23 protein-coding genes are annotated in these 22,057 nt (G+C 49.5%); 17 read left to right on the forward strand and 6 right to left on the reverse strand.

Annotated features, from left to right (window positions below; all coding sequences use genetic code 11):
- Positions 1-469: 469 nt before the first annotated feature.
- The 5 genes from ACXAF9_RS02415 (at position 470) to ACXAF9_RS02435 (ending at position 2,707) form a co-directional block, all read left to right on the forward strand.
- Positions 470-865, forward strand: a complete 396-nt coding sequence (locus tag ACXAF9_RS02415) for a GFA family protein (protein WP_475069893.1) — start codon at positions 470-472, stop codon at positions 863-865.
- An 18-nt stretch (positions 866-883) separates the two neighbouring features.
- Entirely contained in the window at positions 884-1,258 is a 375-nt protein-coding gene (locus ACXAF9_RS02420) for a hypothetical protein (RefSeq protein WP_475069895.1), read from the forward strand.
- A gap of 271 nt (positions 1,259-1,529) precedes the next feature.
- A complete protein-coding gene (locus ACXAF9_RS02425; RefSeq protein ID WP_475070325.1) occupies positions 1,530-1,799 on the forward strand; it encodes a DUF6892 domain-containing protein in 270 nt (89 codons plus the stop codon).
- Between the two features lie 91 nt (positions 1,800-1,890).
- Positions 1,891-2,325, forward strand: coding sequence for a hypothetical protein (locus tag ACXAF9_RS02430; protein WP_475069897.1), 435 nt, complete (start codon positions 1,891-1,893; stop codon positions 2,323-2,325).
- A 115-nt stretch (positions 2,326-2,440) separates the two neighbouring features.
- Positions 2,441-2,707 (forward strand): DksA/TraR family C4-type zinc finger protein, encoded by a 267-nt coding sequence (locus tag ACXAF9_RS02435; protein WP_475069900.1) that lies wholly within the window; start codon positions 2,441-2,443, stop codon positions 2,705-2,707.
- A gap of 192 nt (positions 2,708-2,899) precedes the next feature.
- Here ACXAF9_RS02435 and ACXAF9_RS02440 read toward each other — a convergent pair whose 3' ends face one another.
- On the reverse strand, positions 2,900-4,966 hold the full coding sequence (locus ACXAF9_RS02440) for a TonB-dependent siderophore receptor (protein WP_475069902.1): 2,067 nt from the start codon (positions 4,964-4,966) through the stop codon (positions 2,900-2,902).
- A gap of 321 nt (positions 4,967-5,287) precedes the next feature.
- On the opposite strand from ACXAF9_RS02440, the gene ACXAF9_RS02445 reads away from it, so the two are divergent.
- Both ACXAF9_RS02445 and ACXAF9_RS02450 read left to right on the forward strand, forming a co-directional pair.
- Positions 5,288-5,851, forward strand: coding sequence for an NADPH-dependent FMN reductase (locus ACXAF9_RS02445; RefSeq protein WP_475069904.1), 564 nt, complete (start codon positions 5,288-5,290; stop codon positions 5,849-5,851).
- On the forward strand, positions 5,838-6,089 hold the full coding sequence (locus ACXAF9_RS02450) for a DUF2164 domain-containing protein (RefSeq protein ID WP_475069906.1): 252 nt from the start codon (positions 5,838-5,840) through the stop codon (positions 6,087-6,089). Before ACXAF9_RS02445 ends, ACXAF9_RS02450 begins: the two co-directional genes overlap by 14 nt.
- A gap of 50 nt (positions 6,090-6,139) precedes the next feature.
- Here the strand turns inward: ACXAF9_RS02450 and ACXAF9_RS02455 are convergent, their stop codons facing one another.
- Positions 6,140-6,703 carry an NADPH-dependent FMN reductase gene (locus tag ACXAF9_RS02455; RefSeq protein WP_475069908.1) on the reverse strand — a complete coding sequence of 188 codons (564 nt, stop codon included), beginning with the start codon at positions 6,701-6,703 and terminating at the stop codon, positions 6,140-6,142.
- Between the two features lie 174 nt (positions 6,704-6,877).
- Between ACXAF9_RS02455 and ACXAF9_RS02460 the strand changes: the two genes are divergently transcribed.
- Complete coding sequence (locus ACXAF9_RS02460; RefSeq protein ID WP_475069912.1) at positions 6,878-8,119, forward strand: YbfB/YjiJ family MFS transporter; 1,242 nt, start codon at positions 6,878-6,880, stop codon at positions 8,117-8,119.
- Here the strand turns inward: ACXAF9_RS02460 and ACXAF9_RS02465 are convergent.
- Positions 8,060-8,962, reverse strand: a complete 903-nt coding sequence (locus ACXAF9_RS02465; RefSeq protein ID WP_475069916.1) for a LysR family transcriptional regulator — start codon at positions 8,960-8,962, stop codon at positions 8,060-8,062. The two genes, ACXAF9_RS02460 and ACXAF9_RS02465, sit on opposite strands and share 60 nt — an antisense overlap.
- 142 nt (positions 8,963-9,104) lie before the next feature.
- On the opposite strand from ACXAF9_RS02465, the gene speB reads away from it, so the two are divergent.
- The 9 genes from speB to ACXAF9_RS02510 all read left to right on the forward strand — a co-directional run bounded on the left by speB (position 9,105) and on the right by ACXAF9_RS02510 (position 17,859).
- Positions 9,105-10,058: an agmatinase gene (speB, locus tag ACXAF9_RS02470; RefSeq protein ID WP_475069918.1), complete on the forward strand. Its 954-nt coding sequence runs from the start codon at positions 9,105-9,107 to the stop codon at positions 10,056-10,058.
- A gap of 14 nt (positions 10,059-10,072) precedes the next feature.
- Complete coding sequence (locus ACXAF9_RS02475; protein ID WP_475069921.1) at positions 10,073-10,942, forward strand: sugar phosphate isomerase/epimerase family protein; 870 nt, start codon at positions 10,073-10,075, stop codon at positions 10,940-10,942.
- A gap of 25 nt (positions 10,943-10,967) precedes the next feature.
- Complete coding sequence (locus ACXAF9_RS02480) at positions 10,968-12,017, forward strand: isopenicillin N synthase family dioxygenase (RefSeq protein ID WP_475069923.1); 1,050 nt, start codon at positions 10,968-10,970, stop codon at positions 12,015-12,017.
- 39 nt (positions 12,018-12,056) lie between these two features.
- Complete coding sequence (locus ACXAF9_RS02485) at positions 12,057-12,857, forward strand: ABC transporter substrate-binding protein (protein ID WP_475069925.1); 801 nt, start codon at positions 12,057-12,059, stop codon at positions 12,855-12,857.
- Between the two features lie 29 nt (positions 12,858-12,886).
- Positions 12,887-14,425, forward strand: a complete 1,539-nt coding sequence (locus tag ACXAF9_RS02490; protein ID WP_475069928.1) for an amino acid ABC transporter permease/ATP-binding protein — start codon at positions 12,887-12,889, stop codon at positions 14,423-14,425.
- Positions 14,422-15,171, forward strand: coding sequence for a class II aldolase/adducin family protein (locus ACXAF9_RS02495; RefSeq protein WP_475069930.1), 750 nt, complete (start codon positions 14,422-14,424; stop codon positions 15,169-15,171). Before ACXAF9_RS02490 ends, ACXAF9_RS02495 begins: the two co-directional genes overlap by 4 nt.
- Before the next feature lie 2 nt (positions 15,172-15,173).
- Positions 15,174-16,100 (forward strand): 2-hydroxyacid dehydrogenase, encoded by a 927-nt coding sequence (locus ACXAF9_RS02500; protein ID WP_475069932.1) that lies wholly within the window; start codon positions 15,174-15,176, stop codon positions 16,098-16,100.
- A 109-nt stretch (positions 16,101-16,209) separates the two neighbouring features.
- On the forward strand, positions 16,210-17,217 hold the full coding sequence (locus ACXAF9_RS02505; RefSeq protein WP_475069935.1) for an acyltransferase family protein: 1,008 nt from the start codon (positions 16,210-16,212) through the stop codon (positions 17,215-17,217).
- Positions 17,218-17,259: 42 nt separating this feature from the next.
- Positions 17,260-17,859, forward strand: a complete 600-nt coding sequence (locus ACXAF9_RS02510) for a glutathione S-transferase family protein (protein WP_475069936.1) — start codon at positions 17,260-17,262, stop codon at positions 17,857-17,859.
- 79 nt (positions 17,860-17,938) lie between these two features.
- Here ACXAF9_RS02510 and eat read toward each other — a convergent pair whose 3' ends face one another.
- From eat to ACXAF9_RS02525, 3 genes are read right to left on the reverse strand one after another with little or no spacing between them, the layout of a single operon-like run.
- On the reverse strand, positions 17,939-19,342 hold the full coding sequence (gene eat, locus ACXAF9_RS02515) for an ethanolamine permease (protein ID WP_475069938.1): 1,404 nt from the start codon (positions 19,340-19,342) through the stop codon (positions 17,939-17,941).
- Positions 19,343-19,360: 18 nt separating this feature from the next.
- Positions 19,361-20,221, reverse strand: coding sequence for an ethanolamine ammonia-lyase subunit EutC (gene eutC / locus ACXAF9_RS02520; RefSeq protein WP_475069939.1), 861 nt, complete (start codon positions 20,219-20,221; stop codon positions 19,361-19,363).
- A complete protein-coding gene (locus ACXAF9_RS02525; RefSeq protein WP_475069942.1) occupies positions 20,221-21,636 on the reverse strand; it encodes an ethanolamine ammonia-lyase subunit EutB in 1,416 nt (471 codons plus the stop codon). The genes eutC and ACXAF9_RS02525 overlap by 1 nt, the downstream gene beginning before the upstream one ends.
- Positions 21,637-22,057: the final 421 nt, after the last annotated feature.

Consider the following 22,057-nt stretch of genomic DNA (forward strand, 5'->3'; position numbering starts at 1 on the left):
CCGATGTGACAGCGAATGGTGTGTCTATTGTATGCGGAGTGGGGGGGATTGGATCAATGCGTAAGTGGTTAAATTGAGTAAAGCTTTGATGTGTATGCAGAATGTGGGTGTTGATACATATTGTTGCAGTAATGCGGCTAAAGTCGGCAGGTGTTCACATTGGTCATTTGAGGAAAATGTACTAGTATCAGGTACATAAGATGTAGCTTAAGGAAGAATCTGAGCCATGGTTGGTTTGATAACGAGTGTCCTCGTTTTGTCCCCGATTGATCTCGACCTATCTCTTCTCATATAACTTTGCAGGCTGAGGTGTTAAATGAAAAAAGAAAGCTTGCGGCTAAAGCAATAGCTACATGTGTTTTTGTTAAAGGAAATAGGCGGGAATAGATATGTGTGGTGAAATTGGGTAAGTGCATATTTATTTCGGCTTAAAGTTGACGAGTTCGTTTTAAAAAGAAGGAGTAAACCCATGAAAGGAAGCTGTTTATGCGGGACGATCGAGTACGAAGTATCCTCGATTGATATGCCCATCATCTTTTGTCACTGTACAACATGTCGTAAAGCGCATGCTGCGCCTTTTGCACCTACGGCAGGTGTGTTGCGTGAGCACTTCAGGTGGCTACGTGGGGAGGAAATGCTTTCGAGCTTTGAATCCAGCGAAGGAAAGCTAAGGCATTTTTGCTCGGTGTGCGGAACACATCTAGTGGCCGAAAAACCGAATCAGCCACATGTAATTTTGCGTGTAGCAACACTGGATGAAGATCCGGGCCAAAGGCCAGAAGCTCATATCTGGACCAGTCATGATGTTGAGTGGCTCGATGCTGACGGGATTCCAAGCTATCGTGAATGGCAGCTTGATAAATAGTTTTTTTGGAATTCATGTATGTCACATGGTCGCTGGGATACCGCCATCATCAAAAGCATCTTAATCGTTGGTGCAGTGACCGCTTGTGTCATCGCTTTTCATTTTGGCTTCTCTATAACTATAGTAGGTTTGCATGGGCTTTTATCTTTTTTAGGCTTATTTTCATTGGTTTATCTATTCGTCTCTGCTATAGGATGGCTACTTATTGGACTTCCTGTTCATTGGATGATCTGTAATTACACCAAGGGAAGTTATCTTGCGTACATTGCTACAGCTATGGTTGTGTGCGCTTTCATGACGATGTTGCTCGGCATAGATTCTATGGTCTTTTTTGGATCGGTAATTTTGCTTCAAGTCGTGATATTCAGATACTATGTTACTTCAAAGGTATAATCCTTGCTTGTTCTCTATCTGCAAGAGAAGGGAAAATCAGCTGAGTGAATTGTTAAGAATGGAATCAAAATGAAGAACGAGCACCTAAAATTGCTCATGCTCGGTGACCGTGTATCACACGGACGAGAGTATTAAGCACCAACTAGATCGTATTTCCGCTTTAAACTTGGACAGTCTCGTTTACGGGGATAACCCAAAATACGAATGGTTTGATTGTATTCAAGAGGTCAAAGATCGATTATTAGCTATTGATATTTCTACCTAGCAGCTTCTGAAAGTTACATTACTATCCAATGAATGTTGCCATACCCATTTTATGGTCATGCCAAACTGGGATGGCGAAGGGGATGATTTTGACCTTACCTCTTTAGCTGGCATTGAAGCGTTAACCAATCTAGAAAGCATGCAGTTGTTGGATCTGAGTAATGTTAGTGACTTTTCCCCCTTATTACATTTGAATCTTCAAGAGGTCAGTGATTGCTCAGGGTTGCCCACTGAGATAAAAAGTCAATTAATTGCTCAAGGTGTTGATATTTCCTAATTATTGTACACCGCCAGATAGTCTGGGTAGAGTCGAACCTAGTGCCTTAGGTGTTTTTATTTGTCTTCCATAAGAGTGGTTTTTGATATTCATGAACTTGGCTCCCGTTATTCAAGAAGAAGCCACAGGCTGCGGCATCGCTTCGGCTGCTGTGATTTTAGGTAAGTCCTATTCAGAAATGAAAGAGATCGCAAACGCAATGGGGATCTTTGCAGAAGATAAATCATTGTGGTCGGATACAGCGTATGTCAGGGAGTTGTTAAGCTCCCGGGGGGTGGAGACATCACCGAATGAAATCCCTTTTACGACTTGGTCTGATTTGCCTGATGTTGCGTTACTCTCGATTAAACATCATCAAGAAGGTGGCAAGCACTTTTGGCATTGGGTCGTGTTTAAACGGGTTGATGGCCAAGCATCTGTTTTGGATTCGGCCAGTTATCTGCCTTCAAATGTTCGAACAGACTTTGAAGAAATGCACCCAAAATGGTTTATTGATGTCATACCTACCGACGTATTAAAGCCTTAAAACGACAAGGGACTTTGCTGACTAGACAATCCGCGTGATCGGTATTAATTTTATCTGTTAATACTAAATTTTGCTGCGCTTAAAAGTCGGGTTCACTAGAATACTGGAGTAACTAATGGCCTCAGGTTGGGCTCCGGATGGGGCGGTTCAAGAACAGATAGATGCTAACATCGAGGATGCGGTAGCCGCTGTGCGCAGCAAAATCGGTGGAGGCGAGAGCGCTGAATTTTGCGAAGAGTGTGATGCGCCCATACCCGAGGCTCGACGAAAAGCGTTACCCAGAGTACGCTATTGCATCCAGTGCCAGTCAGCGATCGAGGGTAAGGAAGTTAAATCCTCCCTTTACAACCGACGTGGCAGTAAAGACAGTCAACTTCGTTAATGTTTAAAGGATATAAACATTGGATACGTTTAACGATCAGGATGATCGAATGGCCGATATTCCACTTGAGCCATCATACCCAGAAGCGGATGAGCGCTATCAATTGGCCGCGAGTTTGGAGTCGTTGGTAGCGAATTAATCCAAGTGTGTTGAATCCGCCTTAAGTGTGCGGATTCAACACATCTTGCTAGGTTAGAAACGGTACTTCATGGCAAGCGTAAAGCTGCGTGGTGGGCCGTAGTTCATGGTGTTTGAGCCAATCCCTTCGTAATACACTTTATCAAAAAGGTTATTGATGTTGAGTTGGGCGGTAAAGTTCTCGTCTAGGTGGTAACCAAACATGGCATTGGCTAAATACAAGTCGCCACGTTCGATCCGGTTTGCTCCGGACCCTTCGTAAATGTCGCTGTAATAGTTAACGCCTGCACCCGCAAACCAGGTTTCATTCCGGTATTTAACGAACAGATCGGCCGTTGTACGAGCACTTTTGGTATTGACCGCGCGGTCGTTCGCATCCACTGCGTCAAAGTTGGCAATGCCTAGGTTTACGCTCCAGTGGTCGTTGATTTCACCTTGAACATTCAATTCGACACCTTCGCTTACCGTACCACGAGCACCGTAATAAGCGTTCTCGGCGGTTGGGTTGCCTTGGCTATCTTTCACTTTAACGTTGGCACCGGTGTCATCCAGCAATAACTGAGCATAGTTGTCTTGCTCAATTCGGAATACCGAGACAGCGGCGTTTAAACGCTCATCAAAGAAGTCCGCTTTGATGCCGGTTTCGTAGCTTTTACCTAAAATAGGGTCTAGGTATTGGCCATTTTCATTTTTGCGAGTTTGCGGCTTAAAGATGCTCGTGTAGCTGGCGTACCAAGAGTAGTTGGGATGAAAATCAAAAATGATACCCGCGTACGGCGTAACTTCGTCAAACTTACGTGTGTCGGCAACACTGCCATCGCGGTTGGTGTCTTCGGCCTCGTATTTCCAGCTGGTCACACGTACACCGGCCACCGCTTTTAGCGGATCCAGAATGTGGAATTTACCCGAGATATACCCAGCTACCTGCGTGGTTTGGTTGAGGTCCGTTTTAAAAGCGCGATCGATGGGGATGACCAATTCGGTATTCATGTTGCTGTAATAGATGGCGTCGACATTCAGGACATTTTGGCCTGTGTAATAGGAGCCACCGTAAATGGCGTCTTTTAACTCGTGCTTATTCCAGCTGGCACCGATGACCAGCTCTTGATCTCGATCAGCGATGGTGAAAGGCGCTTGGATAAAGAGATCAATGTTATGTTCATCCGTTGTGTCTTTATCACTGTAGACGGACGCATTCGCGACATCGCTTGTGTTGGTGGCTTTATCGACTCGACCGCCAATGTACAGGATATTGGTGTCGATCTCGTCACGGCGAAAATCATAGGAGACGTTCAAGCTTACATCATCGAAGAGATTCTGATGGTAGTTTGCGAAAAATTCGGTCGAATCCATATTCCAGTACGTCCAGTCAGAGGTAACTGTAAGGGACTGTTTAAAATCCGTGCGCGTGCCATCGGTGTAGAACGCCGGTAATCCACCCCAGCGAACACCACGTCGTTCCAGTTCTTGATACGAGGCCCCAACCGATAGGGTCGCATCGTCGGTAAGGTCGTAATCCATCGTGCCATATACGATACGGCGTTCACGCTCGTACATGTCCATGAAGGAATCCTCCTTAGAGGCTTTCACAAACACCCGGCCACGCAGCGTCGCGTCGTCATTAAGCGGGCCGGACAGATCGGCTTGTGTTTCTAAGCTGCTCCAAGAACCGGCCGATGCCGATACCTCGCCGGTAAACTCATCATCTTTGGCACGCTTGCGGATCAAGTTCAAACCGATGGACGGGCTTCCTGCGCCGGTCATTAAGCCATTGGCTCCTTTAACCACTTCGACACGCTCATACAAGCTCAAATCGGGGTCGCCATCACCTAAGGTCAGTGTGCTCGGGACGCCATCAATCAAGTAGTAATCCACATCAAACCCGCGTGCGGTTGCTCGAAGGCGCTCATCGGTACGTGCAACTGACACGCCTGTGATGTTCGCGAGTAGCTCTTGGAAAGACTCAATGTTGCGATCATCCAAATACTCGCGGGTAAAGACCTGGACGGTCTGCGGGGTTTCGCGCGGGGTTAAATCAAGCTTGGTCGCGGTACTGGTGCTTGGGGTGATGTAGCTGCCTTGGTCAGCCCCCGTGGATTGAACGGTGATGATGGGTAACACCTCTACCGATTCATCATTATTGTGGGTGGTATCTTCAGCAGAATAGGCAACGGGAACATATAAAAACGCAAGACTAAAAAGGGTAGTGTGTACGGCTGAGTACAGGTTATAGGGATCACGAATTACAAATGATAATCAAATGCAATTTACGTGTCATTATGATTACGGTTTATTATGATTTAACTTTACAGTCAGAAAGAAGGTTTAACGGTTTACCTAACTGATTGGTAGGTCTTGATATTCGAGACTGATAATGACCCTAGTGTGATTGGAATTGGGTTAAAATACTCATATCGAGAGTGACAGGAAAAGGCCAAAGGGATGAATAACGGCGATCAAATTCAATTGTTAGGGCTCTCTGGTAGCTTGCGGCAAAAATCTTATAACACGGCGGTGTTGTCCGTGCTTAAGGTCATTGCGCCAGAGGGTATCCAAGTAACGATAGCGGATATCAGTCAACTGCCCTTATTTAACCCTGACTTAGACGAGTCGAATATTCCAGCGCTCGCTACCCTGAAAGCCAACATTGCTCAATCCCACGGGCTTGTGATCGCCAGCCCCGAATATGCCCATGGTATCAGCGGTCCGCTTAAGAATGCGCTTGATTGGCTGGTGGCTGGGGAGGAGTTTCCCTACAAGCCGGTAATGTTAATCAACACCTCACCCAGAGCACATCATGCTATGGACAGTTTAAAGGTGGTGCTTCGTACCATGTCTGCCACATTGGTGGATGGCGCGGAGGTAAATATACCCTTGTTGGGTACGAATTTAGACGCTGATGGCATTATCGAGCATGCCGTTTTCTCTGGGCAGTTAACTAAAGCACTGAATACCTTTGTTACGGATATTCAGACAGACATCAAGGAACACTATGAAAACCATTGAAGTGAATATTCAAGCTGACGATAAAGCGCGGCTGGTGGCTAAAATTAAAGACTATTTTGAATCGGAATTAGACCATGACATTGGCGGGTTTGAAGCTGAGTTTTTGATCGACTTCCTAGCTCAAGAAGTCGGGCCATACTTCTACAACCAAGGTTTATCCGATGCCCACACGCTGCTCAACGAAAAAGTGGAAGAGCTTGGCTATCAAATTCAGGAATTGGAAAAACCGTTGGCGTAAAAAGATGGGCGCTTGAAAAAACGCCCATGATTCTAAAAATACCCAGACAGCTACTTATTAGCCTTAGCCGCAAATTCCGAAAACGCTTTTAGCTGGCCGGCCAAAAATTCTTTGGTGCCATCGTCGGTGATTGTGCCGTTTTCGATCTTACTAAAGGCTTGTCCGACCATAGCTTCAGGTTTATTAAGCACATACGCATCAAAGAACACCAAAATTTGGCGCAGGTGATATTGCGCACGTGCACCGCCCACAGCGCCAGGGGATGCGGTTTGAATGACGACAGGTTTTTTCGCTAGCGGCTGTGGGTCTACACGTGATAACCAATCCAGCGCATTTTTCAAAACCCCAGGCACGGAGTAGTTGTACTCGGGGGTTACGATGATTAATCCATCTGACTCTCGGATGGCGTTGGCCATGTCCGTTACCGCTTGGGGGAAGCCCTCTTGCTCCTGCACATCTTGGTTGTAGTGGGGAAAGTCGCCAATCGAGCCCAGTGCTTTTACCTCAACATGCTCCGGCGCAAGGTTGGGTAGGGCGCGGGCTATCGCAGCGTTAACGGAGTCTTTTCTAAGACTGCCGACTAGGGTGACGAAGGTCTGTTTTTGCGTGCTCATAATCGAATCTCCTTATATCAGGTGGTGTCTCACGCGTATCTCTTAACAGTATTGACCAGTACTTTGACACTTTTGCTTATGGACGATTGTAGCGGTATTGGCAAAGATGATTTGTTGATACCCTGCGTAGGCTTTCCAGTACACTGAATCTAAATTTCACAGAGAATAACAATAATGCTGTCTGTGTCCCGAAGTAGCCTGATAAGTCCCAAAGCGCGAGTCATTTGGGCGGGCATTTGTACCTTGATACTCACCGTGGGTATTGCTCGTTTTGCCTATACGCCGATGCTGCCGGTCATGGTCGATAACGCTGGGCTTTCGCAGTTGGGCGGTGGCTGGCTTGCGACCTTTAACTACATTGGTTATTTGCTGGGGGCCTTATTGGCCGCAACGCTGACCTCCCTAAATACCAAGCACCATCTTTATCGAGGCTATTTATGGGTCGCCTTACTCACTACGTTTGCGATGGGGTTGACCGATAACCTTTATGTTTGGAGTGGACTGCGCTTTGTCTCTGGTTTTTCCAGTACCGCCGGCTTATTGTTGGCGTCTGGGTTGGTGATGAACTGGCTAATTGTGAACGGCCACAAACCCCTTTTAGGTGTTCATTTTATGGGTATGGGATTGGGGATTATCGCCTCGGGTGTGATCAGCTCCCTTATGCTCGATAGACTCAGTTGGGATCATCAATGGTGGGTGCTGGGTGTGGTCGGCTTTGTGTTTTTGATTCCCGCTTGGTGTTGGATGCCAGCTCCTGTAAAGGTGTCCAGCACCAATCAAAGATCAGCACCCGCGCCACCGGCGGCCCGATTTATGCGCTATCTCACGCTAAGCTACTTCTGTGCTGGGGTTGGCTATGTGATCAGCGCGACCTTCATTGTGGCCATATTGGAGGCCTCGCCTGCGCTCGATGGTTTTGATGGTTGGGTGTGGATCATCGTGGGTATTGCGGCCTTGCCATCCACCTTTGTATGGGATCGTATCGCGACACGATTCGGCGATATCAATGCCTTGATGATGGCGTATGTGATCCAGATTATCTCGTTTATGATCCCGCTGATCACAGACCATCTAGTTCTGCATCTAATAAGTGCTGCTCTCTTTGGTGGGACGTTTGTGGGCATCGTCAGCTTAACCTTATCGATGGTGGGGCGGTATTTTCCAGCTAATCCTGCTAAGGCAATGGCGCGCTTAACCATCAGTTATGGAGTGGGGCAGATCATAGCGCCTATGGTCGCGGGCTTTATCGCGGATAAAAACCGGGACCTACCTTGCCTCATTAATCATGGCGAGTGTGTTAATGATCATTGGTTTGGTGTTGCTTGCCATGATGAAAAGGGCGTAAGAGCCCTTGTTTTATTTAGCCCTCTCCGATGTTTGCTTGATCAACAACTCGCGCATGGTGCGGATAAATAACTCACGGCTGCGGCCACGGCGACAGATCATTGAAAAGGGCGCTTGGTAACCAAACTCGCTCGGTAGCAATGGGCGCAGTCGTCGCTCTTTAACGTACATCTGAGCGTAGTGTTCGGGTAGGTAACCGACATAGCGCCCAGATAGGATCAGCGTTAATTGCGCTTCCATGCTCTCTACTGTGGCGGTGCTGTGGCCAAAGCCGCGTTTTCGAAGGTCGGCTGCATTCCAATAACTGCGGGTAACTAAGCCATAACGGGTGATCTGATCCATCGGGATTTTTCGCTCGTTAAACAGCGGGTGTTGGTCGCTGCAATACAGCCAATGTTGCTCGCGATAGAGTTTTTCCTCGATCACATTGTTCACACTGGAGGGGAAGTTACCAATCGCCAAATCCAACTGATTATTCAGAATACCTTGCACTTGTTCGTGTGGGCTTCGTATTTGCAAATTGAGGTGAACAGCTGGGAAACGGTCGTTAAATTGCTGAATTACGCTCGAAAGCGATAATGAGTCATCCATGACAGTCGCATCCAAAACGGCGATGCGAAAGGTGCCGCCCACATCGCCTTTTAAGGCTTCGGCGTGGCGTTCTAGCTGATCGATCTCATCCATCAATTTGATCGCTTGGTGCAAAAACTGTTGGCCTTTTTCCGTCAGCATAAAGCCGGAGCGCCCACGCTGGCACAGCACAAAGCCTAAATGGCTTTCAAGCTCACTCATGTAATTACTGATGGCGGAAGTCGTTAGGTTCAGCTCCTGCTGCGCGCCAGAGTATCCCTGATGTTGAACCACTGCGATAAACACTTCCAACAGTCTGATATTTAAACGCTTTTCCGGCCGCATACTGCTTTTTCCTTATTTTTACTTCAGTAATTACTGAACTGATTATTTCGGATTTCCTATTTATTGGTCAATAACCCCGATTCTAGGATGGAGATATCACCGTTGCGCAAAACACCGCGCACTGCCATAAGGAATCACGTTTATGTCGAAAGAGCTGAACCAACCACAAAGCGGTAACGATATGCCTCGATTCGGTGGGCGGGCCACCATGATGCGCTTACCCTTTGCTGAAACGGCGGATGGGTTGGATGCCGCTTTTATCGGTATCCCGCTGGATGTTGGCACCTCGCAGCGCGCCGGTACTCGTTACGGGCCGCGTCAGATTCGGGCCGAGTCCGTTATGATCCGTCCCTATAATATGGCCACCGGTGCCGCGCCGTTTGAGTCCTTGATGGTGGCCGACATTGGCGATGTGCCGATCAACACCTACAGCTTGCTAAAGTCGGTCGATATCATCGAAGGCTATTACACCGAGCTTAACCAATACCCTGTTATCCCACTGACCCTGGGTGGGGATCACACGCTCACTTTGCCGATTCTTCGGGCGCTGACCAAAAAGCACGGCCCTGTGGCCTTGGTGCATGTGGATGCCCACACCGACACCAACGACACCATGTTTGGCGAGAAAATAGCCCACGGCACCACCTTTCGCCGTGCGGTGGAGGAAGGGCTGCTCGATTGCGATCACGTTTTCCAGATTGGCCAGCGTGCTCAAGGTTATTCAGCCCAAGATTTTAAATGGGGCACGGAACAAGGCTTCACACTGAAAACGGCCGAGCAGTGCTGGCACCAATCCCTTGCACCGTTAATGGAAGAGATACGCGCCGCGATAGGCGATCGCCCTGTGTATCTGTCGTTTGATATCGACGGCATTGACCCTGCATGGGCACCGGGGACTGGCACGCCGGAAGTCGGAGGCTTAACCTCGATTCAAGCGCTTGAAATTGTCCGTGGGTGTAAGGGACTAAACCTCGTCGGCTGCGATTTAGTTGAGGTATCACCACCGTACGATGTCAGCGGTAATACCTCCCAGTTAGCCGCGAATTTGCTGTACGAAATGCTCTGCGTGTTACCGGGTGTGGCGTATCACGACTAGGGAGGTCTCGCACGATGGAGCTGGCACTGTACCGAACCCTATGGGGCATGAACGAGCCGTTATCGGACTTGGTTGAATCGTTAAAAGATAATGGTTTTCAAGGGGTTGAAGGTCGTATCCCAGAAACCACTTTAGATCGAGAACGCTTATCCAAAACCTTATTAGAGAGCGATCTTAACTACATCGGCATACTCTTTACCGGTTCTGGCGTTGTGCCTAATCAGTCCGAATCGATCAAGGATCATATCGAGCGCTTTGAGCGGCGCTTAGATGATGCCCAAGAGCTACCCTACGAGCGCATCAATGTGTTGGCCGGGAATGATCGGTGGCCAATGGCGGACCAGTGCCGCTTCTTTGAAAAGCTACTCACCATAGCGGATCAAAAAGGCGTTGCCTGCTGTTTTGAAACCCATCGGGCTACCAGTCTGTACAGCCCTTGGCTGACGCTTGAGTTGATCGAGCATCTCCCTGAGCTTCGTTTTACCGCGGATATCAGTCACTGGGTGTTGGTGTGCGAGCGTTTATTAAATCAACCCCATGATGATCTAACCCCGTTTCTGGATCGGGTTGATCATATCCAAGCGCGCATCGGTACCGATCAAACCCCACAAGTCATCCATCCAGCCGCACCCGAAGTGACCCCGTGGAAGGAGTATTTTCAAAGCGTGTGGGCCTCCATTTGGGCGCGACATGCTTCAAAGGGGCGTGCCATCACCACGATGACAACCGAGTTTGGGGTGGATGGCTACTTAACCCATCAGCCTTTTACGCAAATGCCCATGGCAGACCTGCATGAGGTTAACGCTTGGATGGCAAAAGAATCCCGAAACCACTTTAACGCCTTTAAAACAGGTTTAGCGGCAAAAAACACAACGCAGGCATAAACGATAAACACGACAGGACAGCATCATGAGCGAGCAAGCACGAGCAGCCTTTACGCAGATCCCGGTGGTTGATATCTCGGGTTTATTCAGCGACGACGTCGCGAAACGCCAAGCAGTGGCGGATCAAATGGGCAAGGCGGCCCAAGAGGTTGGTTTCTTGTATGTGAAAGGCCATGGGGTGGATCCTAAGTTGATTCAGGGAGTGCGCGCCGCCGCTAAAGCTTTCTTTGCACTGCCACTTGAGCGTAAGATGGATTTCTACATTGGTGCATCCAAAAGTCATAAAGGGTTTGTTCCCGAAGGGGAAGAGATCTACGGCAGCGGAAAACCCGATAAAAAAGAAGCGTTTGATGTCGGGTTTCAAGCGCCTGATGATCACCCGTTAGTGCTGACTAAAACGCCCTTAATTGGTGCGAACGAGTGGCCCGACCTGCACGGTTTTAAAGCGGATGTGTTGGCGTATTACGAAGCGGTTTTCCAATTGGGCCGTACCTTGTTTGCTGGGTTTGCAAGAGCACTCGATTTACCCGAGACCTATTTTGAGTCGATGGTGACATGCCCACCATCGAAACTGCGACTGATTCATTACCCCTATGACGCTAACGCTGAGGATCGCCCCGGCATTGGCGCGCATACGGACTATGAATGCTTCACTCTGTTACTGGCCGATGAGCCAGGACTTGAGGTTATGAATGAAGCGGGGCAATGGATTGATGCCCCACCCATAAAAGACAACGACGAAGAAGCGTTTGTCATCAACATAGGGGATATGTTGGAAGTGCTCACAGCTGGCCGATTTATTGCTACCTCGCACAGGGTTAGAAAGGTCAGTCAAGAGCGTTACTCGTTTCCTCTCTTTTTTGCCTGCGACTACCACACATTGATTCGACCTTTGCCGGATTTCGAACAACCGGACTCCCACTACCAGGAGTTAAGCATCGGCGAGCATATGTACAGCCAAGCATTACAGACCTATCGGTATCTGCGAGAGAAAGTCGCCAAAGGCGAGGTGGAGCTGCCCAGTCGGGTAACCGCCACCAACACCTTTGGTCACCTCAAATCGCATCAACAATGACACCAGTGGACGATTAAGAACCCGTTAAAGGAGCTTTCCATGAAGATGAAAAAACACGTAATCACCGCAGGCTTAGTAACGTTAACCGCCTTTGGCACTCAGATGGCCAACGCCGCTGAAGGCTTGATCAATCAAGGGACATTAAGTGTGGGCATGGAAGTCAGCTACCCGCCGTTCGAATCCTACGAAGGGGATAAAGTGGTTGGCTTTGACCCAGAGTTGTCCTCGTTATTGGCGGCAAAACTCTCGGCTGAACCTAAGTTCAACGATACGAAATTCACCAGCCTTATTCTTGGGTTGGGTGCCAATAAATTTGATGCGGTGATCTCCGGTATGTACATCATCCCAGAGCGTCTCGAAAAAGCCGATGCAATCCCGTACGCACGTACGGGCGCAATGATCATGGTGCTAAAGGGCAGTGAAAAGCAGCCCAAAACCGAACAGGACTTATGTGGCATGAAGGTCGGTTTGCAGCAGGGTACAACTTGGGTCAAAGCACTGAATGAACTGTCCGAAAGTTACTGTAAAGCCGAAGGCAAAGAGTTGATCACCGTTCAGGAGTTCCCATCCGCGCCGGAAGTCTCCCAAGCCTTGATGTCGCGTAACGTAGAAGCACAGCTTGAAATTGCTGGTGCCGCAAAAATGTTTGCCGAACGCACCAAAGGCCGTATCGAGATCAGCTCCCCTGATTTGGTCTACCCACAAACACTGGGCATCTACGTGAAAAAGGGCAACACCGCGTTAAAAGAGAGCTTAGAAACGGCCATGGCTCAGATCAAAGCCGATGGCTCTTACCAAGCCTTAATCGATAAGTACGAACTGACACCGGTCATCGACTGATTCATATACGTTAAGGTTAAGGAGCCACTATGAGTTTAGATTGGGAATATTTTTTCTCGTTGTTCACCATGAGCGCCTTTTGGAAAGCGTGTGTCACGGTGGTCGTGTTAAGCACGCTTTCTTGGGGGATCGGTCTGGTTCTAGGCTTTGTTGTGGCTTCGGCCAAGATGTCGCCGTATCAGTGGCTCAACCTGCCGGCCAAAGTGTACGTTTGGTTTTTTCGAAGCGTACCTTTGCTGGTGGTGTTGGTGTTTGTTTACAACTTGCCGCAGTTATTCCCTGCAACCGGTGGCTTCTTAGGCGTCCCCTTTATTGCGGGGTTAGTCAGCATGGTGGTGACGGAAGCGGCCTACATGGCGGAGATCCACCGTGGTGGATTGCTCTCGGTAGCGAAAGGGCAGAAAGAGGCAGGTCATGCACTCAATCTTGGGTATTTTAATATCCAACGCTTGATTGTGATCCCTCAGGCCATTCGTATCTCGATGCCCACCCTGATCAACGAATACGTCACCATCATTAAATTAAGCTCGCTGGTTTCGGCGATTTCCCTCCCGGAGCTTCTGCAAACCGGGCAGCGTTTGTACGCGCAAAACTTTTTGGTGCTCGAAACGCTGTTGGCGGTCGCGGTTTACTACGTGTTGATCGTCACCGTGTTTGGCTCGGTGCTGCAATGGGTCGAGAAAAAGATGGATGTCCCCTCGCGTAAACCGCAAACCCTATCTGATGACGATACCGGAAGTTTGCGAGCACGCGCTAAAGCCTTGCCCAAACGCATCAGCGAGCAGTGCGCGGGGATGCCAAATGCCTTGGCGCTTCGTGGCATCGAAAAATCCTACGGTGATCATCATGTGCTTAAGGGGATTAACTTGGGCGTGAAAGAGGGTGAGGTGATCAGCATTATTGGCCCATCAGGTTCGGGTAAAACCACCTTGATCCGTACCATCAATCAGCTCGAATCGATTGATCAGGGCGAAATCGTGCTCTTTGGTCAGGATTACCTCAAAGCAGGTGAGCCACAGGGCAGTGATGCGGTAAAACAAGGTATGCAGCGCATTGGTATGGTGTTTCAAAGTTTTAATCTGTTCCCGCACATGACCGTGCTTGAGAACATTTTGCTGGCGCCCAAGGTTCATAAGCAGATCGAGAGCGATGCGGACAACAAAGCCCGCGCGTACTACTTGCTGGACCGAGTGGGTTTATTGGCCCATGCCGATAAATACCCGCATCAACTCTCGGGTGGTCAGCAGCAGCGGGTTGCGATTGCCCGTACTTTGGCGTTATCGCCCGACATTATCTTGTTTGATGAGCCAACCTCCGCGCTAGACCCAGAGATGGTGGGCGAGGTGCTCAAGGTGATTCAAGACCTTGCTAAAGAGGGCATGACGCTGATCATCGTCACCCACGAAATGGAGTTTGCGCTCAGTGTATCGGACCGAGTGATCATGATGGAGCATGGGGTTGTGCAGGTCGATGCGCCGCCTAATGAAATCTTAGATACCACTCATCAGCAAGAGGCGTATACCCGCATGCGTGTCTTCATGGGTAAAGAAGCGGAGGTCGGTGTATGACACAGAATAATAAGCATTTAGCCAGTGAAGCCGAACTGCGCGAGCAGCTCGCAGCGGCCTACCGATTGGCTGCGATGCTGGAGTGGGAAGATACCATCTACACCCACTTTTCGGTGCGTTTACCGGGGCGTGGTGAACCGCGCTTTTTGATCAATCCGTTTGGTTTAATGTTCGATGAGATCCGCGCAAGCGACCTGATCATTGTGGATATGAACGGCAAGGTGTTAGAAGGCTCAAGTGACTATAACCTAGCGGGGTTCACCATCCACAGTGCGGTTCATATGGCGCGCGAGGATGCGCACTGCGTGATGCATACGCACACCTTAGCGGGTATGTCGGTGGCGGCGTGTGAAGAAGGGCTCTTAAACCTGAATCAGATCTCGACGGAGTTTCACGGGCGTCTTGGTTATCACGAATACGAAGGGGTCGCATTTAATTTGGAGGAGCGTAGCCGCATTCAAACTTCGCTTTCGGACAACATCGCCTTGATCTTGCGCCATCATGGATTGCTGAGTGTAGGGGTGAGTATCCCCGATGCGTTTCAGGTGATGTATTACTTAAACAAAGCGTGTGAAATCCAGTTAGCATGCGCGCAAATGGGGGCACTGACGCCCATTAAAACCATCCCCAATGCATTGGCGGCTCACGTGTGTGATCAATTCAAAAGCGTCGAGCACGAGCGACATACCGTGTGGGATGCGTGGGTGCGTAAATTGGATCGTTTAACCACCGATTATAAGGGTTAAACATGCGGCCAACCGTTTTATTGGCGATTGATGATGCAGATCTGATAGCGCGCTTATCGGTCGAGTTCGATCAAATGCCCGAGATCGATTACTGTCATTACGATAGCCCCAACGCCGAGCACGCGATGATGGCCGCGTGTTGGTTTCCGGATCAGGATCTTTTAACGCGTTATCCATCGATTAAAGGGTTACAGGCGATATCAGCGGGTACCGATCACTTGGGGAGTCTTTTAGATTCAGGCCTACCCATTGCTCGCATTGTTGACCCTGCGCAGAAACACGGCATGTTTGAGTATGTGCTTTGGGGTGTGTTGACCTACCAGCGCGATTTTGATCGGGCCGCAGCCCACCAGCATGAACAAACGTGGCATCTATACCCACAAACGCCAGCCGCCAGCCTTACCATTGGCGTTTTGGGGCTGGGCGAAATGGGAAGTTATGTAGTCGAACAGCTCGCCAAAATGGGATACCCAGTGCTTGGTTGGAATCGCTCTTCAAAACTCATCGAAGGCGTTACAACGTACCAAGGTTACGATCAAATTTATACCGTTACCTCCCAGTGCGATCTGCTGGTAAACCTTTTGCCACTGACACCGCAAACAGAAGGGATCTTGAACCAGGCTTTATTCGAGTCATTGCCACAAGGTGCAGCACTGATTAATGCCGGGCGGGGCGGTCACTTGGTGGAGGCCGATCTGATCCATGCGCTGCAACAAGGGTCTTTGCGTGGGGCGCTGTTGGATGTCTTTGATAAAGAGCCTCTAAACGAAAATCATCCGTTTTGGTGTACGCCCGGTATCATCGTAACTCCGCACATGGCGTCAGCGGCCTCGCCTAAGGTGATAGCGCAGCAAATCAGGGATAATTTGCTGCGCCTTACAAATGGGGAAGCACTGGCCAATCCGGCAAAACCGACATCCCGTTTATAAGGGATGCATTCAGGCCACAGCCACGGTACGATGAGAGTCAGCTGGTCGGTGATCGGGTGATCATCGACAGGATGTCAGCTTTTGTAAGGCACTCAAGGATTGAGTCGTCATGGATTCTGACATTTCTAAACGCATTGCCGTCACTCGCTACCTCATGGTGATCGGCATTGTGATTTTGCACTTGCCGCCCTATGTCGCCCTAAGCGATACCGATCATACCCTGATGGGGTTTATCAAGGCGTTTTTCTCTCATGGTGTGTTTCGCGCCACCGTGCCAATGTTAACCGTTATCTCCGGTTTTCTTTTGTTTCGCTCCCAGTTGGACCTTGCCTTTAATAAGCTCGTGCGTAAAAAGTCCAAGGCTTTGCTATTACCGTTAATCCTCTGGAACGTGCCGCTCGCCGTGGCCGTCTTTTTAGTGCAGAAATTTGGATTGTTAGGGCACAGTTTCTCGGTGACCCTGCACCCATTTGATGCGCGCAACTGGGTGGATGCGATTACAGGGCTTGATGGCTTACCCATCAATTACCCATTGAATTTTTTACGCGATTTATGGGTGATCTGCATGCTTGCCCCGATTATGGGCTGGTTTCTTCGCAGGTCGCCTTGGCTCGGCTTTGCACTGATCATCGCCATTTACGCTTATAACCTCGATGGGCGACTGGTACTGCGAAACTCCATGCTGATCAGCTTTTACTTGGGTGGTTTAGCGGCTGTATTGAATTGGAATCTAAAAGCGTTGGATCGCTGGGCGGTACCTGCGCTGCTTCTATTTTTGGGCTCTGCGGCGCTGATCGTACTGTTCCAGATCGAAAACCGAGAGTGGTTTAGATTGGTAGCACCGATTTTGATTTGGCCTGCCATCTCTCTGCTGGTGATGACCAAAGCGGGGGATTGGCTTGCTCGTCATTCCAGACACAGCTTTTTCACCTTTCTATGTCATGGCCCTTTGATTCTGATATTGTGGATTGTGTTCTCAAAAGCGTTTCCAAATGCGCCGTATGCCCTTTTTTGGTGGATGGCACCTTGGATTACGATTTGGATAGCGCAAGTGTTCAACGGGCGCTTACATCTGTATTTCCCTAAAATTGCCAATGTGCTGGTTGGGCAACGATAGCCCACATTGCACAACAGGTCGGCTTTGATATTAAGGAGTGGTATGAAAGTCTACGGTGATGCCCAATCGGGTAACTGCTATAAAATCCAATTGGTACTGGCCCTATTACAAACCCCTTACGAGTGGGTGGATGTCAATATCCTAGAAGGCGAGAGCCATACAGAGGCGTTTCTGAAAAAGAACCCCAACGGTAAAATTCCGGCCTTAGAACTTGATGATGGCCGCTGCTTAGCCGAGTCCAATGCGATCATTAACTACTTGGCCAAAGGCAGCTCTCTTTTACCAAAAGACCCTTTCACCTACGCCAAGGTGCAGCAGTGGCAGTTTTTTGAACAGTACAGCCATGAGCCCTACATTGCAGTCGCGCGCTTTATCGAAAAGTATCTAGGCCTGCCTGAGGATCGTAAAACTGAATACGAGTCGAAAAAAGCCGGTGGTTATAAAGCCTTGGATGTGATGGAGCAGCAGTTGGATAAAACGGACTTCCTGGTGGGGGATCAACCCACAACCGCCGATATCTCCTTATTTGCTTATACCCACGTAGCGCATGAGGGTGGGTTTGATCTGGCCGATTACCCAGCCATCAGTGCATGGATAGAGCGCGTTAAAGCCTTGCCGCACTTTCGTGCACTTGGGGAATAACCTGTTTGTGTAAATCCCTAAACGATGAAAAGCCCTCATAAGAGGGCTTTTTTGACGGAGTTTAGAATAGGGTATTCGTTTAGGTCGCTGACAAATCCGCTTCAGCTTGCGCCAGCATGTTGAACTCTTCTTCTGGTGTTTTGGCAACCAGAGTGTTCTTGCTGTGCAAGAAGAAGTAAGCCGCACCAATCACAAACAAGATAACGGTGTAGAAGAAGGCGCGTGGGTCGAAAGCGTACACACCGGTAAGTGCAACCAGCGACAACACCAAAGCAATACCCGACGTTACAACACCACCTGGTGTTTTGTAAGGGCGTGGCATGTCTGGGTTTTTAACGCGAAGCAGAATATGACTTAAGGACATCAACGCGTAAGATACGGTTGCACCGACCACGGCCATACCCAGCATTAAGTCGCCTTCACCCGTGAGTGACGCTAGGAAGCCTAAGATACCAGGGATGATCAGCGCACGTGCAGGTACTTTACGCTCGTTGGTAACGGATAAGCCCTTTGGCAGGTAACCTGCGCGAGACAGTGCGAATACCAATCGGCTGTAACCGTAAATGATCGAGAAGAAAGAAGCGATCAAGCCAGCCAGCGCCAATACGTTTACGGCGGTCGCCAGTGTTGGGTTACCCGCAACATTTAGCGCATCCACCAAAGGAACGGCACTTTGGCCCATCGCATTGGCACCGGCGGCACCGGCCAGTAAGAAGACCACCAAGACAGCGGTGAACAGTAGGAAAATCATCGCGCCAATGATGCCTTTAGGCACATCTTGCGCTGGGTTTTTCGCTTCTTCTGCAGCCAAAGGGACGCCTTCAACAGCCAAGAATAACCACATCGCAAATGGAAGGGCCGCCCAAACACCGTACCAGCCAAAAGGCATAAACTCAGTAGCGCCTGCAGCATCGCTGACCGGGATATCGAACAGGTTAGCTGTGTCGAAATCACCAATTAGCGCAACGCCCGTCCCTAGAATGGCAATGACGGCCAAGCCGCTGATGACCATCATCACTTTGAGCGCTTCACCTACACCCGCAAGGTGAATGCCGATAAAGACAAGGTAAAAGATGGCGTAAACAATGGGCCCATTAAAGCCCAGCAGCTCTTCCACCGCCGAGCCTATGAAAATCACAATGGCAGCGGGAGCTAACGCGTATTCGATTAAGACGGCAAGGCCCGTTAGATAACCACCGGTAGGCCCCATGGCTTGGCGAGCAAAGCTGTAGCCACCGCCGGCAGCAGGGATTGCAGCGGACATTTCAGCCAGCGACAGCACCAGGGTTAAATACATTAAGCCCATTAGGACGGCCGCGACCAAGAAGCCACCCCAGCCCGCTTCGGCGATACCAAAATTCCACCCGGCAAAATCACCAGAGATAACGTAAGATACACCCAAACCTGCCAATAAGATCCAGCCGGCGGTTCCTCGTTTAAGCTGGCGTTTTGCCAGGTATTCCTGATCTATCACATCAGACATAGCCTTACCTTCCTTCGATTATGATTCTGAGATTAGAAAGTTTTTGTTGTGTTGTTGTGGGTTATCGTGGTCCAGCACATCGTCGTCGGTACGATCTTTCAGAAGGACCCCAGAGAGTTTTTTAACGCGCGCCTCGTTCATTAAATAGAGGGCTTTACGGCACGCATCTTTATAGTTCAGCCCCGCTAAGCGAATGTTGGAGATGCAGTTGCGATACGCATCGGTGCATCCCACTTTAGGATTCCAAGTCAGGTACAAACCCATGCTGTCAGGGGAGCTCAGCCCCGGACGCTCGCCCACTAGAACAACGACGCAGCGGGCGTTTAAAAGCTGACCAATGTGATCACCAATCGCCACACGGCCCTGCTCTACAACGGTCAGTGGCGCAATCGACCACGGATGGTCACTGTCCTGTAAAGATGGGATCAACTCGCTCAGAAACGGCGTGATGTTCTCTTCAATGGCAAAGGCGGATAGGCCATCGACAATCGCGAAAGCCACATCAAATTCGGCTTCATGGCTCTGCTCAAAGGTTTTCAGTGTTTCTACCGATGCCTCGTTAAGCTTTCGACCAAAATCCGGGCGTTGTAGATACTCGGCACGGTTTTCAGCTTGGCTGTGAAGGGCAAATGGTTTCCCTTTTGGGCACCAGGCTTGCTGGGTTAATTGATCGATCAACTCGTGGGTATTAAGCGGGGTGTGCACCGCATCTTGAGCTTTCGCGTGGGCCAGTTGAAACTCCAAAAGGTGTTTGGTCGGTACGCTGATTCCGGCGCGGCCTAAGCCAATGCGGGCATCGGTAAAGGCACGCAGGCGATCCCAAGGGTTTTCAATGACCGGTTCGTCAATGGGGTGGGTTGGGAAGATCGTACGACTCATCAGTGACCTCCAATCAAACGAGACAGGGATTTACGAAACGAATCCGGGATTTGATGGTTAAGCGTGAACTGCTCATCTTGGAAGATGCTGACTTTCTTAAGCCATGCATCAAATTCCGGGGACGGTTTTAAACCCAGTACCTTCCGTGCGTAGAGGGCATCGTGAAACGAGGTGGTTTGGTAGTTGAGCATGATGTCATCCGAACCTGGAATGCCCATCACAAAGGTGCAACCAGCCGTACCCAGTAAGGTCAGTAGGTTGTCCATATCGTTTTGATCGGCATCGGCGTGGTTGGTGTAACAAACATCGCACCCCATGGGCAGGCCGAGTAACTTCGCGCAGAAGTGATCCTCTAACCCGGCGCGGATAATCTGTTTGCCATCGTATAGGTACTCCGGCCCAATAAACCCCACCACGGTGTTGACCAGCAGCGGGCTGAATTTTCGGGCAACGGCGTAGGCGCGGGCTTCGCAGGTTTGTTGGTCGACATCATGGTGGGCGTTGGCGGATAGCGAGCTGCCTTGGCCTGTTTCAAAATACATGACGTTTTGCCCAACGGTGCCACGATTCAACGAAAGGGCTGCCTCTTGTGCGGTCGCGAGTGTGTCTAGGTTAAAGCCAAAGCTGTCGTTGGTGGCTTGTGTCCCGCCAATGGATTGAAACACCAAATCCACTGGGGCGCCTTTTTCGATCGCTTCGATGGTGTTGGTGACGTGGCTGAGTACGCAGGACTGAGTCGGTATCTCATATTTTTGGATCACCTCATCCATCATTTTGATCAAACGACACGCTTGAGACACGTTATCTGTGGCAGGGTTGATCCCGATGACGGCATCGCCATTGGCATACAAGAGGCCGTCCAAGATGCTGGCCGCAATGCCCGTTAGGTCATCGGTCGGATGATTCGGTTGCAAGCGTGTGGAGAGGTGACCGGGTAAACCGATGGTGTTTCGAAACGCGGTTTTCACTTCACATTTTTTGGCCACTAAGATCAGATCTTGGTTACGCATGATTTTACTGACCGCAGCGGCCATCTCGGGCGTCACCCCAGAACGGATGGACTCAAGCATCGCAGGGGAGGCCAGGTCGCTTAATAACCAATCACGAAAGCCGCCGACGGTTAAGTGGGCAATCGGGGCAAATGCTGTTGCATCGTGATCATCAATGATGAGTCGAGTGATCTCGTCTTCTTCATAGGGGATCAGCAACTCTTCTAAAAATCGCTTTAGCGGTACATCGGCCAGAGTCATCTGTGCGATGGCGCGCTCTTCAGCACTGGCGGCTGCAACGCCAGAAAGGTAGTCCCCAGAGCGGGCCGGTGTCGCTTTGGCCATCAACTCTTTTAAACCGCTAAAGGTGAATGTCTTTTCTCCAACGGTGTGGCGATACGGTGTGCCAGAGGAAAAACGTGTCATGACGAAAGTACCTTGTTTTATAAAACGGGATGTCATCCATTTTTAAAAAAGAAAGCACTCATGGGTTATCAAATTTTGGCAAACCTTGTTAACTTACTTTAAAACAATAATTTGCATAGGTTTGTTGATAGTGCTTGTCTCTTTTTATCAGTACTTAAGTGCAAGTCTGTATGAGAAAAACGAATGACATGCACTTTTTTGGTGCGAAATTAAAAGGGTTTTATGCACAAATTTGATAAGGCGCGGTGTAAATCAATAAGTCCCCATCTCAAAACCAAGTACTATGAAGATGTTTTTACCGTTTGTGCGATTGTTCACTAAGGAGTTGATGTGAGTGTTCTGTCCGGCTTGTTAACCCACTTAAAAGCTGGTGGAGCTAAAGCCAAATCCGCCAGTGAAGTGCAGCGTCGGCCGCCCGATG

The sequence above is a fragment of the Neptunomonas sp. ABH4_499 genome (assembly GCF_056160565.1).

Coding starts and splice junctions, on each gene's coding strand:
- ACXAF9_RS02415 (WP_475069893.1), top strand. CDS start 470: ATGAAAGGAAGCTGTTTATGCGGGACGATCGAGTACGAAGTATCCTCG.
- ACXAF9_RS02455 (WP_475069908.1), bottom strand. CDS start 6,703: ATGAGCACGCAAAAACAGACCTTCGTCACCCTAGTCGGCAGTCTTAGA.
- ACXAF9_RS02500 (WP_475069932.1), top strand. CDS start 15,174: ATGCGGCCAACCGTTTTATTGGCGATTGATGATGCAGATCTGATAGCG.
- ACXAF9_RS02490 (WP_475069928.1), top strand. CDS start 12,887: ATGAGTTTAGATTGGGAATATTTTTTCTCGTTGTTCACCATGAGCGCC.
- ACXAF9_RS02460 (WP_475069912.1), top strand. CDS start 6,878: ATGCTGTCTGTGTCCCGAAGTAGCCTGATAAGTCCCAAAGCGCGAGTC.
- eat (WP_475069938.1), bottom strand. CDS start 19,342: ATGTCTGATGTGATAGATCAGGAATACCTGGCAAAACGCCAGCTTAAA.
- ACXAF9_RS02445 (WP_475069904.1), top strand. CDS start 5,288: ATGAATAACGGCGATCAAATTCAATTGTTAGGGCTCTCTGGTAGCTTG.
- ACXAF9_RS02510 (WP_475069936.1), top strand. CDS start 17,260: ATGAAAGTCTACGGTGATGCCCAATCGGGTAACTGCTATAAAATCCAA.
- speB (WP_475069918.1), top strand. CDS start 9,105: ATGTCGAAAGAGCTGAACCAACCACAAAGCGGTAACGATATGCCTCGA.
- eutC (WP_475069939.1), bottom strand. CDS start 20,221: ATGAGTCGTACGATCTTCCCAACCCACCCCATTGACGAACCGGTCATT.
- ACXAF9_RS02495 (WP_475069930.1), top strand. CDS start 14,422: ATGACACAGAATAATAAGCATTTAGCCAGTGAAGCCGAACTGCGCGAG.
- ACXAF9_RS02485 (WP_475069925.1), top strand. CDS start 12,057: ATGAAGATGAAAAAACACGTAATCACCGCAGGCTTAGTAACGTTAACC.
- ACXAF9_RS02435 (WP_475069900.1), top strand. CDS start 2,441: ATGGCCTCAGGTTGGGCTCCGGATGGGGCGGTTCAAGAACAGATAGAT.
- ACXAF9_RS02420 (WP_475069895.1), top strand. CDS start 884: ATGTCACATGGTCGCTGGGATACCGCCATCATCAAAAGCATCTTAATC.
- ACXAF9_RS02525 (WP_475069942.1), bottom strand. CDS start 21,636: ATGACACGTTTTTCCTCTGGCACACCGTATCGCCACACCGTTGGAGAA.
- ACXAF9_RS02430 (WP_475069897.1), top strand. CDS start 1,891: ATGAACTTGGCTCCCGTTATTCAAGAAGAAGCCACAGGCTGCGGCATC.
- ACXAF9_RS02450 (WP_475069906.1), top strand. CDS start 5,838: ATGAAAACCATTGAAGTGAATATTCAAGCTGACGATAAAGCGCGGCTG.
- ACXAF9_RS02465 (WP_475069916.1), bottom strand. CDS start 8,962: ATGCGGCCGGAAAAGCGTTTAAATATCAGACTGTTGGAAGTGTTTATC.
- ACXAF9_RS02475 (WP_475069921.1), top strand. CDS start 10,073: ATGGAGCTGGCACTGTACCGAACCCTATGGGGCATGAACGAGCCGTTA.
- ACXAF9_RS02505 (WP_475069935.1), top strand. CDS start 16,210: ATGGATTCTGACATTTCTAAACGCATTGCCGTCACTCGCTACCTCATG.
- ACXAF9_RS02480 (WP_475069923.1), top strand. CDS start 10,968: ATGAGCGAGCAAGCACGAGCAGCCTTTACGCAGATCCCGGTGGTTGAT.